General features: G+C 64.1%; 20 protein-coding genes and 1 tRNA gene. 11 read left to right on the forward strand and 10 right to left on the reverse strand.

What is annotated here, in order from left to right; genetic code table 11:
- The first annotated feature begins 184 nt into the window (after positions 1-184).
- Positions 185-529, forward strand: a complete 345-nt coding sequence (locus tag L0D18_RS06870) for a YbjN domain-containing protein (RefSeq protein WP_243028141.1) — start codon at positions 185-187, stop codon at positions 527-529.
- A 15-nt stretch (positions 530-544) separates the two neighbouring features.
- The gene (locus tag L0D18_RS06875; protein WP_243028142.1) at positions 545-2,332 is read left to right on the forward strand and encodes an RNB domain-containing ribonuclease; all 1,788 of its coding nucleotides are present in this window, start codon (positions 545-547) and stop codon (positions 2,330-2,332) included.
- A gap of 3 nt (positions 2,333-2,335) precedes the next feature.
- On the opposite strand, the gene icd is transcribed toward L0D18_RS06875, so the two are convergent.
- Complete coding sequence (icd, locus tag L0D18_RS06880) at positions 2,336-3,613, reverse strand: NADP-dependent isocitrate dehydrogenase (RefSeq protein ID WP_243028223.1); 1,278 nt, start codon at positions 3,611-3,613, stop codon at positions 2,336-2,338.
- 61 nt (positions 3,614-3,674) lie between these two features.
- Here icd and L0D18_RS06885 point away from each other — a divergent pair, with 61 nt between their 5' ends.
- From L0D18_RS06885 to L0D18_RS06895, 3 genes are all read left to right on the forward strand, one after another.
- Entirely contained in the window at positions 3,675-4,787 is a 1,113-nt protein-coding gene (locus L0D18_RS06885) for an NAD(P)/FAD-dependent oxidoreductase (RefSeq protein WP_243028143.1), read from the forward strand.
- A 54-nt stretch (positions 4,788-4,841) separates the two neighbouring features.
- Positions 4,842-5,291, forward strand: coding sequence for a YbjN domain-containing protein (locus L0D18_RS06890; RefSeq protein WP_243028144.1), 450 nt, complete (start codon positions 4,842-4,844; stop codon positions 5,289-5,291).
- A gap of 47 nt (positions 5,292-5,338) precedes the next feature.
- Positions 5,339-5,415, forward strand: a tRNA-Met gene (locus L0D18_RS06895).
- A 70-nt stretch (positions 5,416-5,485) separates the two neighbouring features.
- On the opposite strand, the gene L0D18_RS06900 is transcribed toward L0D18_RS06895, so the two are convergent.
- From L0D18_RS06900 to L0D18_RS06915, 4 genes are read right to left on the reverse strand one after another with little or no spacing between them, the layout of a single operon-like run.
- Positions 5,486-8,716 carry a DUF499 domain-containing protein gene (locus L0D18_RS06900; RefSeq protein WP_243028145.1) on the reverse strand — a complete coding sequence of 1,077 codons (3,231 nt, stop codon included), beginning with the start codon at positions 8,714-8,716 and terminating at the stop codon, positions 5,486-5,488.
- 45 nt (positions 8,717-8,761) lie between these two features.
- Positions 8,762-9,040 carry a type II toxin-antitoxin system HicB family antitoxin gene (locus tag L0D18_RS06905; RefSeq protein WP_243028146.1) on the reverse strand — a complete coding sequence of 93 codons (279 nt, stop codon included), beginning with the start codon at positions 9,038-9,040 and terminating at the stop codon, positions 8,762-8,764.
- Positions 9,041-9,072: 32 nt separating this feature from the next.
- Complete coding sequence (locus tag L0D18_RS06910; protein ID WP_243028147.1) at positions 9,073-11,976, reverse strand: DUF1156 domain-containing protein; 2,904 nt, start codon at positions 11,974-11,976, stop codon at positions 9,073-9,075.
- Positions 11,977-12,003: 27 nt separating this feature from the next.
- Complete coding sequence (locus L0D18_RS06915; RefSeq protein WP_243028148.1) at positions 12,004-15,417, reverse strand: helicase-related protein; 3,414 nt, start codon at positions 15,415-15,417, stop codon at positions 12,004-12,006.
- 68 nt (positions 15,418-15,485) lie between these two features.
- On the opposite strand from L0D18_RS06915, the gene miaB reads away from it, so the two are divergent.
- The 4 genes from miaB to L0D18_RS06935 are packed head-to-tail and all read left to right on the forward strand — an operon-like array spanning position 15,486 to position 18,673.
- Complete coding sequence (gene miaB / locus L0D18_RS06920; protein WP_243028149.1) at positions 15,486-16,808, forward strand: tRNA (N6-isopentenyl adenosine(37)-C2)-methylthiotransferase MiaB; 1,323 nt, start codon at positions 15,486-15,488, stop codon at positions 16,806-16,808.
- Positions 16,809-16,817: 9 nt separating this feature from the next.
- Positions 16,818-17,153: a hypothetical protein gene (locus L0D18_RS06925; protein ID WP_243028150.1), complete on the forward strand. Its 336-nt coding sequence runs from the start codon at positions 16,818-16,820 to the stop codon at positions 17,151-17,153.
- The gene (locus L0D18_RS06930; RefSeq protein WP_243028151.1) at positions 17,154-18,113 is read left to right on the forward strand and encodes an FAD-dependent oxidoreductase; all 960 of its coding nucleotides are present in this window, start codon (positions 17,154-17,156) and stop codon (positions 18,111-18,113) included.
- Between the two features lie 2 nt (positions 18,114-18,115).
- A complete protein-coding gene (locus tag L0D18_RS06935) occupies positions 18,116-18,673 on the forward strand; it encodes a molybdenum cofactor guanylyltransferase (protein WP_243028152.1) in 558 nt (185 codons plus the stop codon).
- On the opposite strand, the gene L0D18_RS06940 is transcribed toward L0D18_RS06935, so the two are convergent.
- Positions 18,670-19,203 (reverse strand): hypothetical protein, encoded by a 534-nt coding sequence (locus L0D18_RS06940; protein WP_243028153.1) that lies wholly within the window; start codon positions 19,201-19,203, stop codon positions 18,670-18,672. The two genes, L0D18_RS06935 and L0D18_RS06940, sit on opposite strands and share 4 nt — an antisense overlap.
- 446 nt (positions 19,204-19,649) lie before the next feature.
- Positions 19,650-19,826: a hypothetical protein gene (locus tag L0D18_RS06945; protein ID WP_243028154.1), complete on the reverse strand. Its 177-nt coding sequence runs from the start codon at positions 19,824-19,826 to the stop codon at positions 19,650-19,652.
- Positions 19,827-19,871: 45 nt separating this feature from the next.
- Here L0D18_RS06945 and L0D18_RS06950 point away from each other — a divergent pair, with 45 nt between their 5' ends.
- Positions 19,872-20,036, forward strand: a complete 165-nt coding sequence (locus L0D18_RS06950) for a hypothetical protein (protein WP_243028155.1) — start codon at positions 19,872-19,874, stop codon at positions 20,034-20,036.
- Here L0D18_RS06950 and lon read toward each other — a convergent pair.
- Both lon and L0D18_RS06960 read right to left on the reverse strand, forming a co-directional pair.
- Positions 20,033-22,420, reverse strand: coding sequence for an endopeptidase La (lon, locus tag L0D18_RS06955; protein ID WP_243028156.1), 2,388 nt, complete (start codon positions 22,418-22,420; stop codon positions 20,033-20,035). The two genes, L0D18_RS06950 and lon, sit on opposite strands and share 4 nt — an antisense overlap.
- Before the next feature lie 91 nt (positions 22,421-22,511).
- Positions 22,512-22,889, reverse strand: coding sequence for a hypothetical protein (locus L0D18_RS06960; RefSeq protein WP_243028157.1), 378 nt, complete (start codon positions 22,887-22,889; stop codon positions 22,512-22,514).
- A gap of 175 nt (positions 22,890-23,064) precedes the next feature.
- On the opposite strand from L0D18_RS06960, the gene L0D18_RS06965 reads away from it, so the two are divergent.
- A complete protein-coding gene (locus L0D18_RS06965; RefSeq protein WP_243028158.1) occupies positions 23,065-24,117 on the forward strand; it encodes a quinone-dependent dihydroorotate dehydrogenase in 1,053 nt (350 codons plus the stop codon).
- A 114-nt stretch (positions 24,118-24,231) separates the two neighbouring features.
- Here the strand turns inward: L0D18_RS06965 and L0D18_RS06970 are convergent, their stop codons facing one another.
- A complete protein-coding gene (locus L0D18_RS06970; RefSeq protein WP_243028159.1) occupies positions 24,232-25,512 on the reverse strand; it encodes a dihydroorotase in 1,281 nt (426 codons plus the stop codon).
- Positions 25,513-25,525: the final 13 nt, after the last annotated feature.

The raw sequence follows: 25,525 nt of genomic DNA on the forward strand, positions 1-25,525 counted from the left end.
CCTCTCAGCCCCCTACCTCCCCAGGAGCATCGCAGCTTCCCTCAACAAGCTCGAGCTCGGCCAAGCCGGCTTTTACTCCGCCCGCTAACCGGACTGTCCAGCTTAGGTACGGTAAGGAGGTGGGGGATGGCAAACAGTTTGCTGTGGCGCTGGGAGGGCTCTACTACCGCATAGAGCCTAGGAGATGGGGTTGGCCTACAAAAAGAGGGGGGAGGGGCTTTTCCTTTTGAAGTTGGAGAAGACCCTCAAGGTGTGGGTGGAGTTGGATTGGTGTGAGGAGGGGCGGTGCGGCTTGGTAGCCCTTTCCGCCGGGTTTAGGAAGGATGGTGTGAGCTTGGCGCAAATCAACCGTTGGAATCGCGACCACCGCTTTAGCCGAGCCTATCTGGACGGGGATGGGGACCCTTGGGTGGAGTGGGAGCTGGACCTGACGGAGGGGGTGAGCCGGGAAACGGTAAAGGAGTTTTTCCGCCTCTTCACCAAGACCACCTTACCCAAGTTCATGGAACATATCGGATTTTCCCCCTAGGTTATCCTTAAGGCTGTGGCGGCGCTGGTGATCTACAAGGGCAAGCCCGCCCTGGCCGAGGAAAAGGGGGACCGGCTGGAGCTCACCCTACCTGGAGGGGAGCGGGCCAGGGTGCGACCTAAGGATGTCCTTTGGCTTCATCCCGGGCCCGCTTCCTTGGACCTAACGGTACCCGAAGGCGAGGAAGAAGCCGCTTGGGAGCTTTTGGAGGGCCAGGCGGTGAGCCTACGGGAGCTCGCCGAGCTGGCCTTTGGAACCTTTACACCCGAGGCGGCCTACGGGGCCTACCTTTTAGCACAAAAGGGAGAAAGGTTCTATCTGGAAGGGGAGAGGGTGCGGGCCAGGACCCGAGAGGAGCTAAAGGCCCTCCTGCAGGCCAAAAGGGAGCGGGAGGAAAGGGAGCGCCGCTTGGCCGAGGGGCTTGAGCGGCTGCGCCAGGGGGTCCTGGCCTTGGAGGACCGCCCCCTGGTCCAAGAGGTGGAGGCCTTAGCCTTGGGGGAGAGGAAGGAAAGCCGGGTGCTTAGGGCCTTGGGCCAGCCCGAAACCCCCGAGGCGGCCCACGCCCTCCTTTTGCGCCTGGGGGTTTGGCGCCGGGAAAACCCGCATCCCAGGCGGCTTGGCCTAAGCCTCTTGCCCCCCGACCTCCCTGTGCCCCCTCTGCCCCAGGAAAAGCGGGTGGACCTCACCCACCTGCCCGCCTATGCCATTGACGACGAGGAGAGCCAGGATCCGGACGATGCCGTGTATGCCGAAAGGGCGGCGGAAGGCTTCCGGCTATGGGTGCATGTGGCGGATGTGGCCGCCTTAGTGGCTCCTCATAGCCCCCTGGACCAGGAAGCCATGCGCCGGGGAGCCAACCTATACCTGCCCGAGGGCACGGTGCCCATGCTCCCTCCTGGGGTCACGGAGGCCCTGGGCCTGGGGCTACAGGAGGTTTCCCCGGCCCTCACCTTTGCCCTCACGGTTTCCCGGGAAGGGGAGGTTCTGGACGAAGAGATCTTCCTAAGCTGGGTGCGGGTGAAAAGGCTGAGCTACCAGGAGGCCATGGAGGTGGCGGAGCTGGGGGCCTTGCGGGAGCTGGCCCTGGCCTTTCGGCGAAAGCGCCTGGCCCAGGGGGGCCTCGAGCTCCACCTGCCCGAGGCCAAGGTGCGCCTGGAAGGGGATGAGATCCGCATCCGCCCCCTGGAGGCCTACGAAAGCCGCATCTGGGTGCAGGAGGCCATGCACCTGGCGGGCTATGCCGCTGCCCACCTGGCCTATAGGGCAGGCCTGCCCTTCCCCTACGCCACCCAGGAGGCCCCCTCTAAGCGGGTGGAAGGGGAGGGCCTAAGCGCCATGTGGGAACAGCGGAAGGCCTTGAAGCGGGCCCAGCTCAAGGCGGTTCCGGCCCCCCATAAGGGCCTTGGCCTTCCCCTTTACGCCCAGGTGACCAGCCCCCTGAGGCGCTACTTGGACCTGGTGGCCCACCAGCAGCTTAGGGCCTGGTTGAAGGGGGAGAAGCCCCTTTCCCAGGAGGAGGTTCTAAAGAGGGTGGGGGCGGCGGAGGCCATGGCGGAACTGGTGCGGGAAGGGGAGAGGAGGAGCAAGCTCCACTGGACCCTGGTCCACCTGGCGGAAAAGGGCTACCAGGGCCCTGGGGTCTTGGTGGAAAAAAGGGGAGGGCAGGGGGTTTTTCTCCTACCGGAGCTGGGCCTTAGCGCCCAGGTGGCCCTTTCCCACCCCTTGCCCTTGGATGCGGAGGTGCGCTTGCGCTTTCTAGAGGCCGACCTACCCCGCCTCGAGGCCCGCTTCGCCCTCCTCTAGGGCCTACATGTGCTCAATCAGGGCCCGGCCGAACTCGCTGGTCTTGAGGAGGGTGGCGGGCTTCCCCTCCGCCTGCAGGAGGCGGTGGAAATCGTAGGTGACCAGGCCCTTGGCGATGGTGCGCTCCATGGCCTTTAGGATGAGGTCTGCCGCCTCGTTCCAGCCCAGGTAGCGGAGCATCATCTCCCCGGAAAGGATGACGCTGGAGGGGTTAACCTTGTCCTGGCCTGCATACTTGGGGGCGGTCCCGTGGGTGGCCTCAAAGACCGCGTGCCCCGTGAGGTAGTTGATGTTGGCCCCGGGGGCGATGCCGATGCCGCCCACCTGGGCGGCCAGGGCGTCGGAGATGTAGTCCCCGTTCAGGTTCAAGGTGGCGATCACCGAGTACTCGTCGGGGCGAAGGAGGATCTGCTGCAGGAAGTTGTCGGCGATCATGTCCTTGATGACGATGTCCCGGCCTGTCTTGGGGTTTTTCAGCACATGCCAGGGGCCCCCATCCAGGGGCGTGGCCCCATACTTCTCCCGGGCCAGGGCATAGCCCCATTCCCGGAAGGCCCCTTCCGTGAACTTCATGATGTTGCCCTTGTGCACCAGGGTAACGCTGGGGAGGTCCTCCTTTATGGCATAGTCAATGGCCGCGGCCACCAGGCGCTCCGTGCCCTCCTTGGAAACCGGCTTGATGCCGATGCCCGAGGTTTCGGGGAAGCGGATCTTGGCGTAGGCCTTGGGGAACTCCCGCTTGAGGAAGTCCAGGACCTTTTGGACCTCCTCGCTGCCCGCAGGCCACTCAATCCCCGCATAGATGTCCTCGGTATTTTCCCGGAAGATGACCATGTTGACCAGCTCCGGGTGCTTCACCGGGCTTGGCACCCCCTTGAACCAGCGCACCGGACGCACGCAGGCGTAAAGGTCCAGCTCCTGCCTGAGGGCCACGTTGATGGAGCGGATTCCCCCGCCCACCGGGGTGGTCAGGGGGCCCTTGATGGCCACCAGGTATTCCCGGATGAAGGCCAGGGTTTCCTCCGGAAGCCAGATGGGCTCCCCGTAGACGGCATTGGCCTTTTCCCCGGCGTAGATCTCCACCCAGGCGATTTGGCGCTTGCCGCCGTAGGCCTTGGCCACAGCAGCGTCCAGTACGGGCTTGGCGGCTCTCCAGATGTCGGGGCCGGTCCCATCCCCCTCAATGAAGCCGATGATGGGACGGTCGGGAACCTGGAGAACCCCGTCCTTGATGGCAATCCTCTCGCCTTCTTCGGGGATGCGGATGTGTTGGTAGCCCATGGCTAACCTCCGGGGCATAGCATACCCCCTTTGAGGGGGAAGGGTGTCCTAGACTGGGGGCATGCCCGATGCCCTGGTGGTGGGAGCGGGGATCGTGGGGGCGGCCTGCGCCTACCGACTGGCGGAGGCTGGGCTTAGGGTGCGGCTCCTGGAAAAGGAGGCCACCTTTGCCCAAGGGTCCACGGGGAGAAGCGCTGCCGGGGTGCGGGTGCAGTTCTCCGAGCCCCTGAACGTGCTCCTTTCCTACCATTCCATCCTGGAGTACCAAGGGATTCCTGAGGCCGGCTACCGGCCCATGGGGTACCTTTTTCTGGTGCCGGAAGGCCTTAGGGAGGCCCAGGAGGAGGCCTTGGCCACCCAAAGGGCCTTGGGGGTGCCCGTGGAAAAGCTTTCCCTAAAGGAGGCGCAAGGGCATGTTCCTTTTCGGGAGGAGGGCTTGGCCTATGCCACCTATGGCCCCATGGATGGGGTGATAGACCCCCACGGGGTCACGGCCTATTACCTCAGGGAGGCCAGGCGGCTTGGGGCTGAGGTGCGCTTTTTCGAACCCTTGATCTCCGCCCACAGGGAAAAGGGCCTCTGGCGGGTTAGGACCCCCAAGGGGGAGGTGGAGGCCCCCTTTCTCCTCCTCTGCACCGGGGCCTGGACGGGGGAGGTGGGGAAAAGGCTTGGCCTGGAGATTCCCATAGCGCCCGTGCGCCGCATGGTCTTTGCCACGGGCCCAGCGCCCTTTTCCCACGCCTTTCCCCTCACCATAGACCTGGCCACGGGCTTCTATCTGCGCTCGGAGGGCCCTAGGGTGCTCCTGGGCCGTTCTAACCCGGATGAGCCGCCAGGTTTTCAGGAGGGCATGGACTGGGGGTGGTTGGGGCCGACCCTCGAGGCGGGCCTTTCCCGCTTCCCCTTCCTGGAGGGGCTCACCCTGGACCGGAAGGCCAGCTGGTGGGGCTACTACGAGATGACCCCCGACGCCAACCCCATCCTGGGTTTCGTGGAGGAGGGGCTGTTGGTGGCGGCGGGCTTTTCTGGCCACGGGGTGCAACAGGCGGCCATGGTGGGGAGGCTCATGGCCGAAGAGGTGGTCCATGGAGAGGCCCGGAGCCTGGATATAAGCCCTTTTCGTCTGGAGCGCTTCCAGAAGGGAGCCCTTTTGCGGGAGCGGGGGATTGTGTAGGCTGAAGGGGTCCTTCAAAGTGGCCTTTTGGCCCCTTGGGGGGAAAGGGGTTTTATGAGGGGATTGCTGGCGGCATTCGTGTTTTTGGGATTGGCCTTAGGGCAGGCTGTGGTCAAGGGCTTAAGCCCGGTGCAGGTGGAGGAGGTCTTGAAGCAGGCGGGCCTCAGCTACGAAAGGGTGGACGCCCGGGAGTTCCGTTTGCAAATGGCCGGCTTGGAGAAGGTCTGGCTTTACCTGGACTACTGCCAGGAGGAGCGCTGTGGGGTGTTGACCCTAAGCGCCGGCTTTACCCTGGATGGGGGGCTGGGCCTCGAGGTCCTAAACGCCTGGAACCGGGACCGCCGCTTTAGCCGGGCCTTTTTGGATGAGGAGGGGACGGCGTGGGTGGAGTCGGACCTGGACCTAACGGGTGGCGTGAGCCTGGGGGCGGTGAGGGCCTTCTTGGACCTTTTTGCCGAGGAAATCCTCCCCACCTTCATGGACCACATCGGCTTTGAGCCTTGACCGCCTGAGGGCCCTCCCCTAAGATGGGGATTGCCTGGTGCGCCCGTGGCGGCGTAGCTCAGGTGGTCAGAGCACACGACTCATAATCGTGGTGTCGTGGGTTCGAGTCCCACCGCCGCCACCAGCAGGTGCCGGGCTCCCTAGCTTACGGATGCGGCTCCTATGCCGGCCAACCCCTAGGGAACCCGGTTTTTTTATTCCAGGTGGAACTCGGCCCCGAGGGCCTGGCTGTTTTCCCTGAGTACGCGGGTGAGGTCCTCGGAAAACCCCTCCTCCGCTTCCGCCTGCACCTCGAGGACCACCCGTACCCTGACCCGGGGTTCCTTGGCCAGGTGCCGGACAAGCTCTTGGGCCAGAAGCTCAGCTTCCCGAACCATTTCCGTAGGGCCAAGCTCCTTTTTCAGGTAGAAGTGGCGCTGTTTAGGGGGGGTAGGGGTGGGTGGGGGGGGCGGGGGCTCCGGGGGGACCACCGGGTCCCTACCCGCTGGTTTGGGTTCATCCACTTGGGGCTTAAAGTTTTCCGCTACTTCTTTAGCCACCAAGTAGCCCCTTAGGCTAGGGCTGAAACCCCCTTCCCTAAAGAAGACGTGTTTTGGTGCATCGGCGAGGACTTCTTCAGTGTAGCCAAACAAGCCTGCTTCTACTCCTTTGCGCACACTGTTTAGCAAGACGAGCTCATCCTTTAACAGAGGAAGGTAGAGGAAGGTGCTAAATGCCTCCTGCCAGAGCCAATCTAGGGGAATAATCCCGTTAGGCCGGTTTTGGAAGAAGTGGTACTCCTCAAGGGTTTCCCGTAAGAAATCGGGGTGCCACTCGGTGTAAACCCAGCCTTCGCTTTTTACCTTAGCCTCGAGCCGCTCCCAGGGCTTGTTGCCTGCGGGGAGCCGGAGGCTTTGGACCTCGAGGTCTGGCTCCTGCGGGTTGGGCTGGCGGACCCTAAGGAGATACCGGTAGGCTTCCTCCAGCCGGGCTTTCAAGGTGCTTTCCGCATCTTGGAGGCGCTTTTCCACCTGTCTTAAATCGGCCTGCCCCAGGTTCAGATCGCCACCATTCTCCTTCACCGACTGCCAGGCCAAGTAGAGGCGGGCGGCCTCCTCCAGATCGGTCACCTGGGCAGCGTCAGCGGCCAGAAAGAGCAGGGTGTTGCGGTAACGCCTTTGGGTTACCATCTCCCGGGCCGTCTTTTCCGCTGGGGAGTTTTCCTTGGTGAAGGGGATGCTGGGGGGCAGAACCACCAGGCGCAGCGAGGCCTCGTCGGGGATATCCTTGGGGTCCTTAGGGGCCACGTGTACGCGGGAGAAGAGGCTAGACCGGACTCGTGCCCATTCCCTCAGAAGCTTTTCCAGCTCCTCCCTCACTTTTTCCCTGCTGACTTGGGCGGCGCGGTCTTGCACCAGCCGGTTCAAGCTGGGCCGGGTTTCAAACCAGTAACGGTCCCCTTCAGCGTGAAAGTAGGTGAGGTGTTCCGCCAGGGCCCTAAGGGCATCGGCGAAATGGGAGGGGGTGTCCCCAGGCTGGGCTACCCCCAGTTTGATCCGGATACCTTCCACCCCTTTGGGGCGCCCAAGAGGGGCAGCGGCTGGAGCCGTAGCCAGGAAGACGGCACGGGCTACCCGCTTAGCCGCGTGGTGCCGGCCTAGGCTGGGGCGGTTGCGGTCTAGGAGGACGGCCTTAGCGTTGGGGCCCTCCACGTCCGTATCCAGCACCTGGTCAAAGCCCTCCTGGAAGCGCGAAAGATGGCGGGTGAGTTCGTAGCGGGGGGCTCCCGGGCCTAGGGGTAGACCTCCCGGTAGAATCATGGGGGAGATGTCCTGGCTGTTCCATAGGGTGTGGACCACGGCCGCCATGAAGCGGAGCACTCCCCGGGTGCGCTGGAACCCTTCTAAGGTGGACCAATCCTCATAAAGGCGGTCAAAGAGCTCGGGGTGGATGGGGTAAGCCCGCTTCATGCGCTCCCGGTAGTGGGGGTCTAGGGTTTCCCGAGGGAAATCGCCCCGGTGCTCTTGGTAATAGCGCATGAAAGCCTCCACGACCGCGTCACGGGCACGGTAGCCTTCCTCGGAAAGGGTCTGGAACAGCCGGAGGCGTACGATCTCGTAGGATTCGTCCTGGGTGGCGGGCTGCCACACGGTCTCGAGGCGGCCAAAGATGTTTTCCAACCGGATCCGGGCCGCATGTCCCCCGCTTCCCCCGACCTCGGCGTCGGAAGCGGGAAGCGCTGCCACCAAGAGGGTGGCCTTGCTCCGCTTGGCGGCCTCCGTGAGGGCCTGGGCGAAGGTGAGGTTCTGGTCAAAGGTCCCGGCGGGCAGGTCGGTCTCGCCGTAGAGGTTCCTGAGGAAGGCCACCCATTCGTCAATCAGGATCAGGGCCGGGCTGAAGCGGTCAAAGAGTTCCTTAAGGGTGTCGGAGCCCGGGGCCACGCCCCTTTGGTCCCCTTCCTCCACCAATCGGTAGCCCTCCACGCCCCCAAGTTGGTAGGCCATCTCCCCCCAGAGGGTGTGCACCACGATGCCCTCGGGTTTGGGGCGGCCCTTGGCAGGGTCTAGGGCGGTTCCCACCAGAACAGCCCGGTGGGCCTTGGGTACCTGGGAGAGGCCGGCTTCCTTTAGCACGCTGTCCAGGCCCGGCACCTCGAGGGGATCCACCTCCCCGCTAAACAGGTGGTAGAGGGCTAGCATGGAGTGCGTCTTACCTCCGCCGAAGGGAGTCTGAAGCTCCACTACGGGGTCGCCCCCCTGGCCAGCAAGGCGTTTAAGGGCGTTCACCAGAAGACGCTGGAGGCCGCCCGTGAGGTAGGTCCGCCGGTAGAACTCCAGGGGATGCCCGTACTCGGGGCCTGCTTCTTTCCGTAGCACCTGCGCCAAGTCAGCGGCGAACTCGGCTTCGGTGAAACGGCCGGAGATTACGTCATGGTGGGGGGTTACCACCTCCCGCCAGGGTTTTAACCCCGCGGGAGTGGGCCCTTGAGGGGCTTTGGCGGCCCTTTCCCCCTCCCTCTTGGCCTCCTCCTCGTAGCGGCGGCGGAGGAGCTCCCGCGCCAGCCGGTTTGTTTCTTGGGCTTCTTCCGCCGCCACCATTTCCAAAAGGCGGGACATGCTGTCCAGGGCCCGGTGGGCGTCCTCCAAGGTAAAGGCGTTTTGGTGGGCAAAGCGGTTTCTAAACTCCAAAAGCTCCTTGACCAGGGTGCGACCAAAACGACCTAGCTTTTCGTCAAAAACCTCGTGCCATCGGTAATCCATGAGCTTGAGGAGGGCCTGGGAATCGGGGTCCTGAAGGGCCATTTTGTCCCCCTTGAGGACCTCGCTGGCCTCCTGTAGCCAGTCTTCCCCGTAAACCCTGCGGTACTCCCTTTCCACGAAGGGCCGGAGGCCCTTTTTTAAAAGGTCCAGACCCCGGCCCACCATTTCCCGATTGCTGAGCGCCATATAGCCTAAAGATAGCAGGTAGCTTTTTTCTAGAGGTGGGCTCATCTATAACCCACGGTGGGGCCTCCAACTTGAGGGCAGAGGAATCTCGTCCCCGTATTCGTAGGCGGTTTCCAGCCAGAGCTGGCGGGCTTCCTCCACGTTTTTGAAGGCTTCCTCTGGGCTTTCTCCCACGGAAACGCAGCCCGGTAAGTCGGGGATAAGGGCGGTAAACCCGCCTTCAGGTTCAGGCACCAAGAGCACGGGGTACTTAAGGTTCAAGTAGTACTCAAGGCTGGGTCTTTGCCTACCGGCCCCGGTCTTGCGTTGTTGCTTCCGCTTCATGCTTCCTCCTAGAGTTCTTCCACGGTTAAGCACTAGAGTAGCTCCGGCTGGGTGGCTGGGCGTCTTTTTGCCGCCTCCTCGGCCACGTGGGTGTAGCTATCGGCCAGGAGGTTAAAGTCTTGGGCGTCTTGCCCGTAACCCTTTTTCTCCGCGATCTGGTAGAGGCGGTAGGCCAGGGACCGGCTGGCCTCGGCCAGGTGGGAGGGTAGGGCAGCCACGATGCGGGTAGCGGCTTCCTCGCCCTCTTCCTTTAGGGCCCGAATCAGCTGGTGGGCCACCTTCCAAACATTCCTATGGGGGTCTTTTGCGGGATCCCAATCCTTGCGGTACTCCTCCGGGCGGAGGAGGCGTACCTTGCCTCCTTTGGCCCGGAGGATTTCGGCCTCCTCCAGGGAAGCCACCGGCACGTTTTTGGCCTTGGCCAGGGTTTCCGCATCCCCGTAAAGCCCCTCCTCGTAGCCATGCTGCTGGTACCAGGCGAGGGCGAAGCGGGTGGGATTGTCCAGCTCGGTTTCGTCTTGGGCTAGGAACTCGTCCAGGACTTGATTGATGAGGACCAAGGCCTCCCGCACGGAAAGGGCCCGTCCCGTGGGCTCCCGCACGGCTCCGTAACGGCTAAATACCGCCATCCCTGGGCCAATGGCGCTTTGGGCCAGGTCCACGGGAGGGATGCCCTCTTGGGTGAGGTTAGCTAGGGCCTCCTTTAGCTCTTGGCGCAGAGCCCTTAGGAAGGCCTCCCGGGTGGCTGTGGGGGCGGTGGAGGCCCGGGGGCGGCAGACCAAGATGATGGAAGAGGACAAGGCGTTGGCGCCTTGGCCCCGGGGGCGGTTGCTGAGCTCCGTGCGCATGGGCCAGGTGGCGGTGATCTGGAAGCCGGCGTCCACCAGGGCTTGGAGGAAGGTTTCCCAACCGGTGGAGGTGCGCCCTAGCCCCGGGCCAGGGCTTTGCCCGGTGGCGCCCTCCGATACCGGGAGCAAAGGGTCGGAGTCCGCTTCCACCCCAGCCTCTTCGGGGCCCACATCCTCCTGTTGCTTGAAGGCGTAATAGAGGGTGAGGGGGTAGTCGGGATGGGCCTTGGCCCTTAGGTTATGGAAAACCTGGCGCATGCCCTCCTCAAAGTGGCGCTTGGCCCTTTCCTTATCCCCGTGCCGGTAGGGGTCGGCCACCAGTTCCTCGGCCTTGGGAGTGAGGAGGGTGCGGAAGAGGTCGGGGTAGGTGTCTTGCAGGGTCTTGCGGAGCCAGATGTAGAAGAAGTCAGAGAGGTCGGCGTAAGGGACGTTGTCGTAGTAGGGGGGGTCGGTGACGATAATGGGCAGTTGATCCAGCCCGTTCACCGACTCCACGGCGTTAGCCTGGCGGGCGTGGCCCGGGGGCTTGGCGGGCAAGGCTTCCAGGGCCCGGGCCACCCATTCCAGCATGTTGCCAAAGCTACCGGTGGAGTTGCTGAAGGGGTTAGCCTCGGCAAAATCCCAGACCATGGGAAGGGCTTGGCGGTTAAAAACGTGAGATACTTTTTCGTAGGCTTTGTCCCACAAACAAAGCGAGGATTGACGATCTGCCAAACGGCTGACCGCTAGCCCCAAGTAGACCCCCACCGCCTGGGCGTAGGCCAGGGCGCCCTGGCCCCCTTGGGCCAGGGGGGTGTCGTGGTGGGGGAGGCCGGCCCTGAGGGCATCCTGGCGGCATTCCTCCACCACCTCGGCCACCAGCTCGAAGAAGGTGCCCAAGGCCAGGAGTTGGCGGGGGGTGAAAAGGTGGTGCCATTTGGTCATACCGTACTCTTGGACCCGGAAGCCTAACGCCTTGCGGGGTAGGTCAACCCCAGGAACGAAATCTGGCTGCACGCCTAAAGCAAGAGACTCTTGTTCCGGGCAGGCTGGTAGGTATTCTCTTCCTTCTGACCCCTCCACCACCACCGCCACCAGCATGGCCCCCATCCTTCCCGCCTTCCCCTCCTTGCGCACGTGGTCCAGGGTTATGGGGCTCCCGCAGAGCAGACACTGGCCCCCTTTGCGGCCAATGGTGCGCTCTACGGGGGGTTCTCCTTTCGTTTCCACCAGGAAACGCAGGCGACCGCTAGGGTCCCTTTCGGGCTTTAGGTAAAGGCCCTTGCCCTTCCTTTGGGCAAGCCATAGGGAGGCCAGAAGGGGAGCGCCCGGGTGCTCCCCATGCCGGGAAGCGGGGCAGGCGGGGTTGGGGCAAGGGACCGTGCGGGCCCAAAGCCAAGCGATAACGGTTTTGCCATCCAGGGTGGGGTAGAGGTGGCCGATCCGTTCCCGGGCCTTTTCCAGAAGGCGTCTGCCGTAATAGCGCACGTCCTGAGCCAGGCCCTTGGCCCCAGGGAAGCGGTCGGTGGCCTGGGCCTTGGCCTGGTACTCGGGGTTCACGGGTGGCCTTCCGGCAAAGCGAGGGGGAATCTCTATTAGGGCCTTGTTGATGAGGACCGCCACCGGGTTCAGGTCCGATGCGTAGGCCCTAAGCCCTAGGCGCTGGGCTTCCAGGGGGATGGTGCCCCCTCCGGCAAAGGGGTCAAGCACGGGAGGGGCCTTTTCCAGTATGGCTTGAATGCGCTCCTTGTCCCCAGAGGAGCTGGGGGGCGCCTCTCCCAGGGCGTGGGCCAGGCTCTTGGCTATCTCGTACTGGGCTTCGGCCACCACCTGGGCCCTTTCCGGGTCCTTGACGTTATCCCAGTTTACCAGCTGTCCTATGAGCTTAAAAAGCCGCTCCCTTTCCCGGTGGGCTTCGGCTTCCGGCAGGTGGGTCCCTGGGTCGTCCACCAGGGTGGCAAAGAGCACCGCCCGGGCCGTGGCCAGGGGGCGCCTGGCCCACCAGAGGTGCAGGGTGGAAGGATGGCCGTGGCGGATGGACTTCTCCCGGCTGGCCTCCCGGTTGATTTCCTTGAGGGGTAGGGCGACTTCTATGAGTTTCTTGGCCATGGCTATGTCCTCCAGGTCTTGGAGCTTTTACAAGGCTACTACCCGTACGGCCTTGCCTAGGAGTTCCCTTAGGCTGTAGTTCACGCTGGTGGCGCCAAAGTCCGGTTCCCGGACGAAGGGCGTGGGGATGTAATGGGCCCTTAGAGCCCTTTGGCCGTCGGTTTCCACCACCACTAGGAACCAGGTGTCGGGTTTGTTGAGGGCAGTGAGGATTTGGGTGCGGGAGAGCGTGACCACCTCGGCCCCCGGTCCCTTGCCCTTGACCTCCAAGAGGCGTAAGGTGCCCTCGGGGGTAAGGGACTCAATGTCGTAACCGGGAAAGCCAGGGGGCATCTCCTTGGGCGTGTAGCCCATCTGCCTCTCCAGTTGGAGCACGGCTTCCACCGCCAGGCGTTCCAAGCGTTCCCGGACCTCGAGGTGGGGTTCCTCCGGTCGGGGGTGGGGCAAGGGGGGCACCACCAGGATGGCTTGGGAGAGCTTCGGGGGCAGGGAGCGAAGGTATCGGGCCTCTTCCAGCTCCTGCTCCCGGCGCCTAAGGCGTTCCCTTAGCTCATCGGCCCGGTGCCTGGCCTTTTGTAGCCGGCCTGCGGCTCCCTGTTTTCCTGCCTTTAGGCGTTCCTCCTCTTTGGCGGCTTGGTGGTCCCAGTAGTAAATCTCGGAAAGAAGCCGGTCCTTTACAGCCTTAAGGGTGCGGTCCACTTCCAGCTGCCGGTAGCGGCGCACCTCCTCAAAGTGTTCCCGCGCCAGCTTGCCCGTGGCCAAGGCCTCCGCCTGGGCCAGGAGGGCCTCGAGGTCTACGCCCTGTAAAAGCCCGAGGCCGAAGTCCCTTTCCTCCTCGGTGGCAGGGCGTAAGTCTAGGTAGGGGGCCGGCCCTTCCTCCCAGATGCGCTTAGGATTCCCCTCTGCCAGGTCCATCCCCAGGTAGAGGAAGCGACGGGACACGGGGCCTTTGGCGTCTTGCACCTCGTGCTCGAGGGCCAGGATTAGGCGGGGGCTGGCGGCGTTTTCGTCCACTAGGACCGTGCCCCGTTCCAGAACCTCCCCCCACGCCTCAAGGACGGCATCCAACACCCCTTCCAGAAGAGGATGGCCGGGGACCAGGAAATCGGCCACGGGTTTGCCCGGCAGGGCCACCTTGTCCTTGTGGAAGGTGACGCGGGTGTAGCCCCTCAGGACCCCAGGCCGCGCCTGCCGGATCTGGGGAGGAACGAAGCTTACCTCCATCCGCCCCTCTTCCCGGGGGTGCACCGTGCCCCCTAGCTGGGTGAGGGCTTCCCGGAAGAAGCTGGCCAGGTAGTGGGGCTGGAGCCTCCTCGCTTCTGCCCTCTCCATTTCCTGACGCAGTTCAGAAAGGCGTTTGGGGTCCAGAACCTCCGTAGCCAGAGCGTTTTGCAGGAGGGCCTCCAAGCGTTTTGGGTCTACGGCTCCTTCCACCTGGCGGAAGAGACGGGCCCGAACCTCGGGGTCTTCGCCATAGCGGATGGCCTCGAGGAGCAGTTCCTTAAGAGGTTTTTCCGCGAAAAGCCTTCCCAAAACGTCAAAGACCTTTCCGCCCAAGGCCTGGCTAGCCTCCTCCAGCTTCCGCAAAAGGCGGAGGTAAACCTCCCCCTCACGGGTGTTTTCCGCCACCAGGCTCCACATGTGACAAACCTCGGTCTGGCCGATGCGGTGGATGCGGCCAAAGCGTTGTTCCAACCTGGCGGGGTTCCAGGGCAGGTCGTAGTTGATGAGAAGATGGGCTTGTTGCAGGTTAACCCCCTCCCCGGCGGCATCCGTGGCCACCAGGATGAGGACGTTCTGGTCTTGGGTGAAGCGGGCTTGGCGGCGGCGGCGCTCCTCCCGGGAAAGCCCTCCGTGGATGGTAACCACGGCCTCGGGTTGTCCCAGGAAGGTGGTGAGCCTGGCCTCTAGGTAGTCCAGGGTATCCTTGTGCTCGGTGAAGACGATCAGCTTGCGCCCCTTTATGGGGTTTTTCTGCAAGAGGGAGCGCAGCTCCAGCCATTTGCGGTCTTCCTGGCGTTGATAAAGAGCCAACGCCTCCTTTTCCAGGCGTTCTAGGGTGTGGATTTCCCGCTCCAGCTCAGCCCGGGTGCGGGCGGCCGTGGCCTGGTCCAGGATCTCAGGAGCCCCTTCCCATTCCTCATCGGGGAACTCCTCTTTTTCCTCTATGTCCTCTTCTTCCAGGACGGGGAAGGCCAGGACCCCTTTTCCCCTTAGCTCTTGGAGGCGGGCTTCGAGGCGTTTCCGGCGCCTTTCCAAAGAGCGGTAGATGGCCAGGGGGCTGCTGGCCAGCCGCCTTTGCAGAAGGGATAAGGCAAAGCCAACGGTGCGCTGTTGGCTTTCTTTCAAGGCCTCGGCCCGGTTCATCTCCTCACGCACATAGGCCGTGACGGCCTGATAGAGGTGCATCTCCTCGCGGGAGAGGGCATAGGCCACGGTGTAGGCCCACCGCTCGGGAAAGAGGGGGGTGCCGTCAAAGCGCACCAGATCCTCCTTTTGCCTTCGGAGCCAGACCCCTTCGGCGTTCAAGCTGGGGCCCCCTGGCCGGGGTTTGCCGGCAAAGCGGTCTGGGTCTAAAAGGGCGAGAAAGAGACGGAAGTCCTCCTCCTTACCCCGGTGGGGGGTAGCGGTGAGGAGGAGGAAGTGCTTGGCCTTTTCCGAGAGGCGTTGTCCCAGGCGGTATCGGCGGGTGGCCTTGATGTCTTGGCCGTCATAGGTGGCGGCCATCTTGTGGGCCTCGTCCACCACCACCAGGTCCCAGTCCACCTCGAGGGCCTTGTCCGAAACCTCTGTAAAGCGGGCAAGCCCATCCATACGGGCGATCCAGAGGGGGTGTTCTCGGAAGGGGTTCCTCGGGGAAGTTTCTAGGGCGAAGCGGGAAAAGATTCTGAAGTCCAAGCGGAACTTTTCCCAAAGTTCCTCCTGCCATTGCAAGACAAGGGCTCCGGGAGCCACCACCAAGACCCTTTCCAAGGCTCCCCTGAGGGAAAGCTCCCGGATGAGGAGTCCAGCCATGATGGTCTTGCCCGCACCCGGGTCATCGGCCAGGAGGAAACGCAAGGGGTTTTTGCGCAACATGTGGCCATAGACGGCCTCAATCTGGTGGGGAAGGGGTTCCACCAAGGAAGCATGTACCGCCATCATGGGGTCAAAGAGGTAGGCCAAGCGGATGCGCTTGGCCTCAGCGGCCAGACGGAAGCGGTCCCCGGGCGCATCTAGGGGGAAGCGGGCCGCCTCCTCCACCCGCAGCTGGGCCAGGTCCTCGGGGTAAAGGAGGACCTCGCGCAGGGTGCCCGAAGGTTCCCGATAGGTGATCTGGGCTACCCCATCCAGGAGGCGGACGCTTTCTAGACGCACGCTTCCTTGGGGAAGGAGGCCCTTGAGCCTTAGGCCGGGGCGGAGGGCCTCGAGGGTCAGGTCCGTGGACGAACCTCCCGTCATGGTTCTAGTTTAAGGTGCTACACTGAGGAAACGGGTCCGGGATCCCCCCGGTAGCCCCTGGGAGGCCTATGCGTGCCCACATCATTACCTTTGGATGCCAGATGAACGAGTACGACTCCCACCTGGTGGCCAGCGAGCTGGTGAGCCTGGGGTGGGAGCTGGTGGACAGCGTGGAGGAGGCGGACTTTGTCTTGGTGAACACCTGCGCCGTCCGTGGCAAGCCTGTGGAGAAGGTGCGCTCCCTCCTGGGCCAGCTCCGTAAGGAAAAGGAGAGGAGAGGCCTTCTCATCGGGCTCATGGGCTGCTTGGCCCAGCTGGACGAGGGCCAGCAGATGGCCCGGAAGTTCGGGGTGGATATCCTCCTGGGCCCCGGGGCCCTTACCTCCTTGGCGGAGGCCTTGAAGCAAAACGGGCGCTTCTTTGACCTCACCTTCAAGGAGGACCTTCTGGACTACATTCCTCCACCCCCTAAAGGCGCCCTTTCCGCCCACGTGACCATCATCCGGGGATGCAACCACCACTGCACCTACTGCATCGTGCCCACCACCCGGGGTCCTGAGGTTTCCCGCCATCCCGACCTGATCCTGAGGGAGATAGAGGCCCTGAGGGAAGCCGGGGTGGTGGAGGTCACCCTTTTGGGGCAGAACGTGAACTCCTACGGCAAGGACCAGCCGGGCTTTCCCTCCTTTGCCCAGCTCCTCCGCATGGTGGGCCGGATGGGCATCCCCCGGGTGCGCTTCCTCACCAGCCACCCGGTGAACTTCACCGACGACATCATTGAGGCCATTGCCGAAACCCCGGCCATTACCCGCTACATCCACCTGCCGGTGCAGTCGGGTTCTGACCGGGTGCTGAGGCGCATGGCCCGGGAGTACCGCCGGGCGCATTACCTGGAGCGCATCCGCAAGATCCGCGAAGCCTTGCCGGATGTGGTGCTTTCCACCGATATCATCGTGGGATTTCCCGGGGAGACGGAGGAGGACTTCCAGGAAACCCTTTCCCTGTACGACGAGGTGGGGTACGACCAGGCTTACATGTTCATCTACTCCCCAAGGCCCGGCACCCCTGCCTACAAGCACTTCCAGGACCTGCCCCGGGAGGTGAAGGTGGAGAGGCTCATGCGCCTCATTGAGAAGCAGAAGGAGTGGAGCTACCGCCGGAACCTGGAGTGGGTGGGGAGGACCGTGGAGGTGCTGGTGCGGGGGGAGGCTAAGGAGGAAGGATATGTGCAGGGGCACGACCGGGGAAACCACCCGGTGCTGGTTCCTGCCCACCAGGCTCCCACCCCTGGGCTTTACCAGGTGGAGATCAAACAGGCCACCCCCCACCTGCTTTTCGGGGAGGTGGTGGGGGCTAGGGAACCGGCCCCCATTCCCTTGCCCGTGGCCTGAGGAAGCACTATGGGACGGCACCTTTTGCCTGTGAGCGGGGCCTTGGCCCTGTTTCTCCTCCTTTGGGCCAGTTTCCGCTTCAGCCCGGGGGGCTTTCTTCTGGCCCTAGGGTTTTCCTTTCCCCTGTATCTGGGTCTATTCCGCTGGCAAGGGAGGCTTTTGCAAAGGGGGCCTTCCCAGGCGGCTTTGGAGCGCTTGGCCATGAAGGAGGCTTGGCGGAAGGGCGGCTTCCTGCGCCCGGAGGACCTTAAAGCCTTCCTCTCCCCCTCCGAGGCGGAGCGCCTTTTAGAGGGGCTCGTGGGCCGGGGGCTTTGCCGGAAGGAGGGGGAAGGGTACCGGTTTTAGATGGCGGGTGGGCGGGCGAAAGCCGAGGTGGTGGTCCTAGGGGCGGGGGTGGTGGGGCTCACCGCCGCCCGGCTTTTGCAGGAAAAAGGCCACCGGGTCTTGGTGGTGGCCCAGGGCCTGGGGGAGGCCAGCCGGGTGCCCGTGGCCCTGGTGAACCCTTTAAGGGGAAGGCGCTTCACCCTGGCAAAGCGGGGTGAGGAGGCCCTCGAGGCGGCCCTCCGCTTCTATGGTCGCTTCGTGCCCTTGCACCTTGGCGTTTACCGCCCGGTGCCGGAAGGGGAGAGGGAGAGGGTGGCCTTGCGGCTTGGGGGGCTTAGGCACACCTGGGAGGAGGGAGGAGTCCTGTTGGAAGAGGCCTTCTGGCTGGAGCCCAGGCCCCTTCTGGAGAGGCTTGCGGAAGGGCTTTCGCTTCTTAAGGCCCGGGTTTTGGCCTGGGAGCCCCCGTACCTGCTTTTGGAGGGCGGGGAAAGGGTCCACGGGGAGGTGCTGGTCTATGCCGGTGGGGGGCAGGGGGCGCACCTTTTGGGCCTCGAGGGGCGGCATATCCCGGGACTGGTGTTGCTTCTCTTGGACTACTTTCCTCGGGCCCTCAGCTACCGGGTCTATTTGGCGGGAAGCGTCCTTGGGGGAAGCTACCTGCCCCACCAGAAAACCCCGGAGGCCCCACCCCCCACGGAAGGGGAGGCGGAGTGGCTCCTCAGGGGGGCGGAGGCCCTTTTGGGCTACCGGCCAAAGGTGGCCTCGGCCTGGCGGGGGGTGCGCTTCCGGCTTGATCGCCCCACCCCGCCTAGCGGCAGGGTGGGGGCCCCGGAAGAGGGCCCCAGTCTGCCTGGCGGCGAGGTAGGGCTTCCTTACCTCTTTCCGGTGGAGGGGGGTTTTGCCCTCACGGGGCTCGGCTCCACCGGGTTCCTCTATGCCCCGTGGCTTGGGGAGAGGTTGCTTGCGGCCTTAGCATGGTAGGCATGTACTCGGGGGCGGTGATCGCTGGGGGGCTTTCCCGACGGTTTGGGGAGGACAAGGCCCTTTACCCTTACCGGGGAAAAACCCTCCTCCAATGGGTCCTGGATAGCCTTCAGAGGGCGGGGGAACGCTTTATTGTGGCCAACCGGCCCTACGAGGGGTTGGGGGTGCCGGTCTACCCCGACCTTCTCCCGGGCGCCGACAGCCTTTCCGGTCTGCACTCCGCCCTCTTTCATGCCCGCTACCCTTGGGTGGCGGTGGCGGCCACGGACCTGCCTTTCCTTACGCCCAGCTACTGGGATTTCCTCTTTGAGAAGGCCCTGGCCTCGGCGTACCCGGTGGTGGTGGTCCATAACCCGGAAGGCCACCTGGAGCCCCTCATGGCCTTTTACCACAAGGACTGCCTGCCCCAGGTGGAGCGGCAGATACGGGAGGGGGATTTCCTCTTAAGGCGGGTCATGGAGGCTTTGGGGGCCACCTATATCCCGGCCGAGGAGGTGGTGGCCCGCTTCGGGGCCCAGGTATTCCTCAACGCCAACCGCAAGGAGGAGCTTCCCTAGTCCCGCACCCGGATGCGGGCGCTATGGGTTCGCACCCCGTCCAGATACAGCTCCAGCTCGTAGGCCCCTGGCGTCTTGGGAGCCAGGAAGGTGCCCCGGTAGGTGAAGTCGTCCACCCTTTCCAAGGGAAGGACCATGGGGCCTAGGCGAACCTCCACCCGGTTGGCCCGGCGTAGGAGGCGGGCCTCGAGGCGCACCTCCTCCCCGGGGTCAAGGAGGGCGGGGCTGGCCTGCAGGGTGGCCAGGGGTCCCGGGCGGAGGGTGAGGAGGGCCGTGGTTTCGCTCCGTTCCCCTTGGCCTTCGGCCACCACCTTGATCTCCAAAGTGCCTTGGCCCTCCACCACAGCCAAGGTCCTGTAGACCCCTTCTCCTACAGGGGTTAAGGCCAGGATACGGCCGGCCACCTCGGCCCAGACCCTTTCTGGCTTCCCTTGCACGGTGGCTTCCAGGGCCACTTCCGCTCCAGGAGGGAGGGCCGGGGGCAAGGGTTTTAGGACCACCGCCAGGGTCTCCTCGGTAAGGGTGCGCACCACCTCCCGCACCACGGGCCGGGAGCAAGACCTGGGGTAGGGGTCCAGGCGAGAGGCTTAGGGATACCGGCTCCCCTGGTTCCTGAAGCTTGTCCAGGCTGGCCGGGTCTAGGCTCAGGGTGTAGTTCCCCGGGAGAAGCCCGCCCACGACAAAAACCCCTCGTCCGTCGGCCAGGGTGGTTCGGGTTTCCGGCCCTTGTACCCGTACCCGGGCGTAGGGAAGGGGGGGTTCCCCCTCGTCCTTGATGCCGTTGCGGTTGGCATCCAAAAAGACCTGGCCCATGAGGCCCACAACCGTTTCCACGGGGAGGTCTAGGGGCAAGGTGAGGCCGCGCTCCACCTTGGCCTCTACCCGGCGCCGTAGGGCCAGGGTGGCCTCGAGGCCCCCACCTCCAGGCGGTAGCTTCCGGGGTAAAGCTCCAGGCGGTAGCGGCCCTTCTCGTCCGCTACCGTTTCCAGGCCCCTACCCGCACCTTGGCCCCAGGGAGGGGGGGCTCGTCAGGGTTCCGCACCCCGTCCCGGTTTTGGTCGTGGAAAACCAGGCCTTCCACATACCCCGTGGCCCGGCCCCCGAAGGCCTGGACCACCTCCTCGGGGGTGTCAAACCCGCCTTTAAACTCCAAGGTGCCCAACCCACCCCAATAAAGGCGGGCCACTTTTGGGGGACCGTGCTTCCAGAAGACCCTTTGGACTACGCCTTCCTCCTGCCCCCGGGGGTCTACCGCTTGGGCCTTGGGACCCGGGGCCTGGCCGAACTTCGGCTTAGGGCTCACCATCCCACCCCTGGCTCGGCCCAGGTCTTGACCCCTTTGGGCCAGGTGGTGGAGGTCTAAGCTCCCGCTCCCGGCTGGGGCCTCTCGGCGGGGGCGGTTGGGGGTGGGGAAGGGGGCAGGAGGAGGAGGCGCAACACCTCTCCCACCTCTTCCACGAAGGTGATCTCCAGGTCTTTTAGGATCTCCTCGGGCACCTCCTTCAGCTCGGGCTGGTTCTCCTTGGGCAGGATGACCCGGAAGATGCCCGCCTGGTGAGCGGCGAGGAGTTTCTCCTTAACCCCGCCGATGGCCAACACCTTACCCCTTAGGGTGATCTCCCCGGTCATGGCCACATCCATGCGCACGGGCCGCCCCGTGAGGGCACTGGCCAAGGCGGTGGCCATGGTGATGCCCGCGGAGGGACCATCTTTGGGGGTGGCGCCCTCGGGGACGTGGATATGGAGGTCGTATTCCTTATGGAACCCCTCGGGTAGGCCCCACTCCTCCCGGTGGGCCCGGAGGTAGGTGAGGGCGGCGTGGGCCGATTCCTTCATCACCTCCCCCAGGTTGCCGGTGAGGTTCACCTTGCCGGTCCCGGGCACGGCCATGGCCTCAATGGTGAGCAAAGCCCCGCCATAGGGCGTCCAGGCCAGGCCCTGGGCCACCCCCACCTGGGGCGCCTTCTCCGCCCGGTCTGGGCGGTAGCGGGGCACGCCCAGGTAGGCCTCCAGATCCTGGGCATCCACCACCCGCACCCCTTCCCAGGGGCTTTCCAGGTAGTCCTTGGCCGCCTTGCGGGCCACCTTGGAAAGCTCCCGGTCCAGGTTCCTGACCCCGGCCTCCCGGGTGTACTCCTGGACGATGCGGTCCAGGGCCCGGTCGGTGATCTCCAGCTTGCCCTCGAGGCCCGCCTCCTTCACCTGGAAGGGCCAGCGGAAGTGGCGGGCGATGGCCCGCTTCTCCGGCAGGGTATAGCCGGGGATCTCAATGACCTCCATCCGGTCCAGAAGGGGCTTGGGAATGGTGGAAAGGGTGTTGGCGGTGGTGATGAAAAAGACCTTGGAAAGGTCGTAGGGGACATCCAGGTAGTGGTCGGTGAAGGTGTGGTTTTGCTCGGGGTCTAAAACCTCCAGAAGGGCCGAGGCCGGGTCCCCCCGCCAGTCGGAGGAAAGCTTGTCTATCTCGTCCAGGAGGAAGACAGGGTTGACCACGCCCACCTGCTTCATGCCCTGGATGATCTTCCCGGGAAGCGCCCCAATATAGGTGCGCCGGTGGCCCCTTATCTCCGCTTCGTCCCGCACGCCCCCCAGGGAGATACGGTGGAACCTGCGGTTCATGCTGCGGGCGATGCTCTTGCCCAAGGAGGTCTTGCCCACCCCCGGGGGTCCCACGAAACAGAGGATGGGGGCATGGCCCTTCACCTCTTTCCCTTGCGTGAGCTGGCGCACCGCCAGGTACTCCAGGATCCGCTCCTTAACGTCTCTCAGGCCGTAGTGGTCCTCGTCCAGGACCCGCTTGGTGACGGCGATGTCCAAAACCTCGGGGTCGGCCTCGGTCCAGGGTACCTCCAGGAGCCAGTCCAGGTAGGTGCGGCTCACCGTGGCCTCGGGGGAGCCGGGCTGCATGCGCTCCAGGCGTTTTAGCTCCTTGAGGGCCTTTTCCTTTACGGCCTCCGGCATGCCCTTCTTCTCTATGCGCTCCCGGAGCTCCTCCATTTCGCTTAGGAAGTCCTCCCCGCCCCCAAGCTCCCTTTGGATGGCCTTCATCTGCTCCCGGAGGTAGTACTCCCTTTGGTTTTGGTCCATCTGCTCCTTGACCCGGGCGGCGATCTTCTTGTCCAGCTCAAAGCGCTCCAGGTCCCTAAGGAGGAGGGCCAACACCTTTTTCAACCGCTCCTCCACCTCCGGGGTTTCCAGGATAGCCTGTTTGTCCGGAAGTTCCCAGGTGGCGTGGTGGGCTACCAGATCCGCCAGGATGGCGGGGTCCAGGGTGCTTTTGATGGCCTCCTGCTGGTAGCGGTCCAGGCGCAGGGTCTTGTGGTTTTGCAGGTAGCGTTCAAAGGCCTCCTGCACCTCGTTCACCAGGACCCGGGCCAGGCCTGGGTCCTGGAGGGGGGGCTCGGAAAGCACCTCCCCAATGGCCCTGAGGTAGGGGGCGGCCACGTAGGAGAGAAGCTTTGCCCGGTTCCTGGCCTCCACCATCACCTGCAGGGTGCCGTCCGGCAGGCGCATGGCCTGCTTCACCACCGCTAGGGTGCCTACCTCATAGAGGTCCTCAGGGGTGGGGTCGTCCACCTCAGGGTCCTTCTGGGTGACCAGAAAGAGGTAGCGGTCGGCGTTTAAGGCTTCCTCCACCGCCCTTTTGCTCTTGGGGCGACCCACATCCACCGCGGTGGTGGTGTGGGGGAGGATCACGGTGTTCCTAAGGGGAAGTACGGGAAGTTCCAGGCGGAAGGCGTCCTTCATCTAAGACCTATCATAGCCATGGGGGATGAAAGATAAAACCCTGAAACCACGATCCCCCCAATTGTCCCGGGGGCTGGCTTCCAAGGGCCCTTTAGAAACCTACGGTCAGCATGGCCTTGGGATCCTTTAGGGTGAACACCCCGCCTTGGCTCGGCAGGCCTTGGACCTCGAGGCCCAACCAGAACCGGCCTTGGGCCACCCCCTGGGTGAGGTTTCTGCCCCCAAGGGTAAGGGGGGCGCTGGCGCTCTCCTCAAACCGGGCTTCCCCTGCCCTTTCGTCGTCGGCTCCGATGGGACAGAGGTAGGCTTGGCCTAGGTCCTGGCAGGCACTGGGATCTTTTAGGCGCACGTAAAAACCCAGAGTGGTGCTGAGGGGTTGGTTTGCCTCGAGGGTGCCCAGGATTACGACGCTCTTCGGGGCCACGGGGGGAGGAGAAAAGCTTAGGGGGTCCTTTTTATAAAGGATCATCCCTTGGGTGTTTGGCAGGGGCGGTACTTGGAAAGTTTGCGAAGGCAAGTCCACAGTGATGGTGTAGGAGCAAGCTGCTAGGAGCAAGAGGCCTATCAGGGAAAGGGTTAGGAGGCTTCTCATAAGGCCATCTTTAACCTCACCTGGGAGAGGAGTCAAGGTAGCATGGGCTCGTATGCACCGCCTGCTTTTTGCCCTGGACCCGGAGGAAGCCCATGAGCTCACCCTGAGGTTCCTTTCCCTGTGGTCGGAAAGGGGACCCCTTTTGGAGCTCCCCGCCAGGTTCCTCCGGGTGGAGGAGCCAAGGCTCCGGGTGGAGGCCTTTGGGCTCAGTTTTCCCAACCCCTTGGGCCTTGCGGCGGGCATGGACAAGGACGCCCGGGCCCTGGGGGCCTGGTGGGCCTTGGGCTTCGGCTTTGCCGAGGTGGGCACCCTCACCCCAAGGCCCCAGGAGGGAAACCCCAGGCCCAGGCTTTTCCGGCTGGTGGAGGACCGGGCCCTCATCAACCGCATGGGCTTCAACAACCGGGGGGCGGAGGCGGCGGCAAGAAGGCTAAGGGGCTTCCGGGAAAGGGGCCTTGCGCTCCCTATAGGGGTAAACCTGGGGAAGAACCGGGATACCCCCTTGGAAAGGGCGGCGGAAGACTACCTCGAGGCCCTAAGGGTCCTCGAGCCCCACGGGGACTACTTTGTCATCAATGTGAGTTCCCCTAACACTCCGGGGCTTAGGGCCCTTCAGGAAGGCCCTTTTTTGGACGAGCTCCTCTCCCGGCTCCGCCCGGCCACCCCTAAGCCCCTCCTCCTCAAGGTGGCTCCCGATCTCACCTGGGAGGCCTTGGATCAGGTGGTGGAGCTTTGCCGAAAGCACGGGCTAGAGGGCCTGGTGGCGGTGAACACCACCTTGGAGCGCCCGGGCCTAAAAAGCCCCTGGGCCCGCGAGGCCGGGGGGCTTTCGGGAAGGCCTCTAAAGGGAAAGGCCCTGGAGGTGTTGCGCCACCTGGCTTCAGCAAGGGACCTGACCCTGGTCAGCGTGGGCGGTGTGGAAGGCCCGGAGGATGTGTGGGAGCGGCTTAAGCTGGGGGCCAGGCTGGTGCAGGTCTATACGGGGTTTGTCTATGGGGGCCCCCTTTTCCCCCGCCGGGTGCTGAAGGGCCTTTTGAGGATCATGGAGGCGGAGGGGGTGAGGAGCCTAACGGATATATTCCCTAAGCGGGAAGGGCGCTCGTAGACATCGGCCGCATGGATGCAGGGGCAGGAAGACCCTTCCTTGGGGCGGATGCGGTCCACCGCCTTTTGGCGGCGGTAGATGGGCGGGGCCTCCCACCCATTCCAGCCCTAGCCCCTACTCTAGCGCCTGGTGCACCGCCCGCCCCTCCACCAGGGTCAGGACCGGCCACCCTCCCAAGATCCAGCCTGCCCACGGGGAATAGCGGGCTTTGGAGGCGAAGGCCTTAGGGTCCACGGGGCGCTCCTTGGGGTCCAGAAGGACCAGGCTGGCTTCGGCGCCCTCCTCCAGGTGCAGGGGCTTGAGGCCGAGGACCTTCCTTGGGCCATCGGTGAAAAGCTCCACTAGGCGGCTTAGGGGGAAGCCCCGCTTCAGGTGAAGCTCGGTGTAAAGGAGGGGGAAGGCCACCTCGAGGCTAGGGATGCCGAAGGGGGCCCTGAGGAGGTCCCTTTCCTTTTCCGCCTGGGTGTGGGGGGCGTGGTCGGTGGCGATGGCGTCCAGTGTGCCGTCCAGAAGCCCCTCCATAAGGGCTTCCCGGTCCTCTTGGGTGCGGAGGGGTGGGGCTACCTTAAAGAGGGGATCAAAGGATTTTAAAGCTTCCTCGGTGAGGGTTAGGTGGTGGGGCGTGGCCTCGGCAGTCACGGGAAGCCCGGCCCTTTTGGCCTCCCGAAGGAGCTCTAGCCCCCGCTTGGTGGAGAGGTGCTGGATGTGGAGGTGGGGTCTCTTCTTTCCCCGGCGCACCGCGTAGCGGAGGACCTCGAGGTCCCGGGCAATGCGGGCAGCCTCGGCCTCGGGCGGGTTTCCGGGAAGGCCCAGGAGGTCGGCCAGAGGACCGTCGTTCATTACCCCGCCCCGGCGCAAGGAGGCATCCTCTGCATGCACCGCCACGGGCAGGCCAAAGGGGGAGGCCTGCAAGAGCCCTGCCGCCAGAACCCCGGCGTCCTCATTGGTGTGGCCGTCGTCGGTGAGGAGGGAGGCCCCAGCCTCCTTTAGGAGGCCGGCCTCCGTGAGGGCCTTTCCCTCTTGGGCTTGGGTTAGGGCCGCGGCCGGGTGGAGCCGGGCCAGCCCCAGGGCCTGGGCCTTCTTCTGAAGGGCCCGTACCGCCTCGGGGGTGTCCACGGGCGGGGAGGTGTTGGGCATGGAGACGATATCCGTATACCCGCCCCGCACGGCGGCAAGAAGCCCCGTGGAAAGCTCCTCCTTCACCTCCTGGCCCGGTTCCCTAAGGTGGGCGTGGAGGTCCACAAAGCCAGGGGCAAGGTAAAGGCCCCTGCCATCCATGACCGTTTCCGCCTTCCCGCCATTAAGGCTCAGGATCCGGCCTTCCCCGATGAGTACGTCCACAGGACCCCTTTCCCCAAGGGCGTCCACCAGCTTGACGTTTTTGATGAGCAACATTCCGTGCCTCCTC

Source organism: Thermus albus (assembly GCF_022760855.1).
Taxonomy (GTDB): domain Bacteria; phylum Deinococcota; class Deinococci; order Deinococcales; family Thermaceae; genus Thermus; species Thermus albus.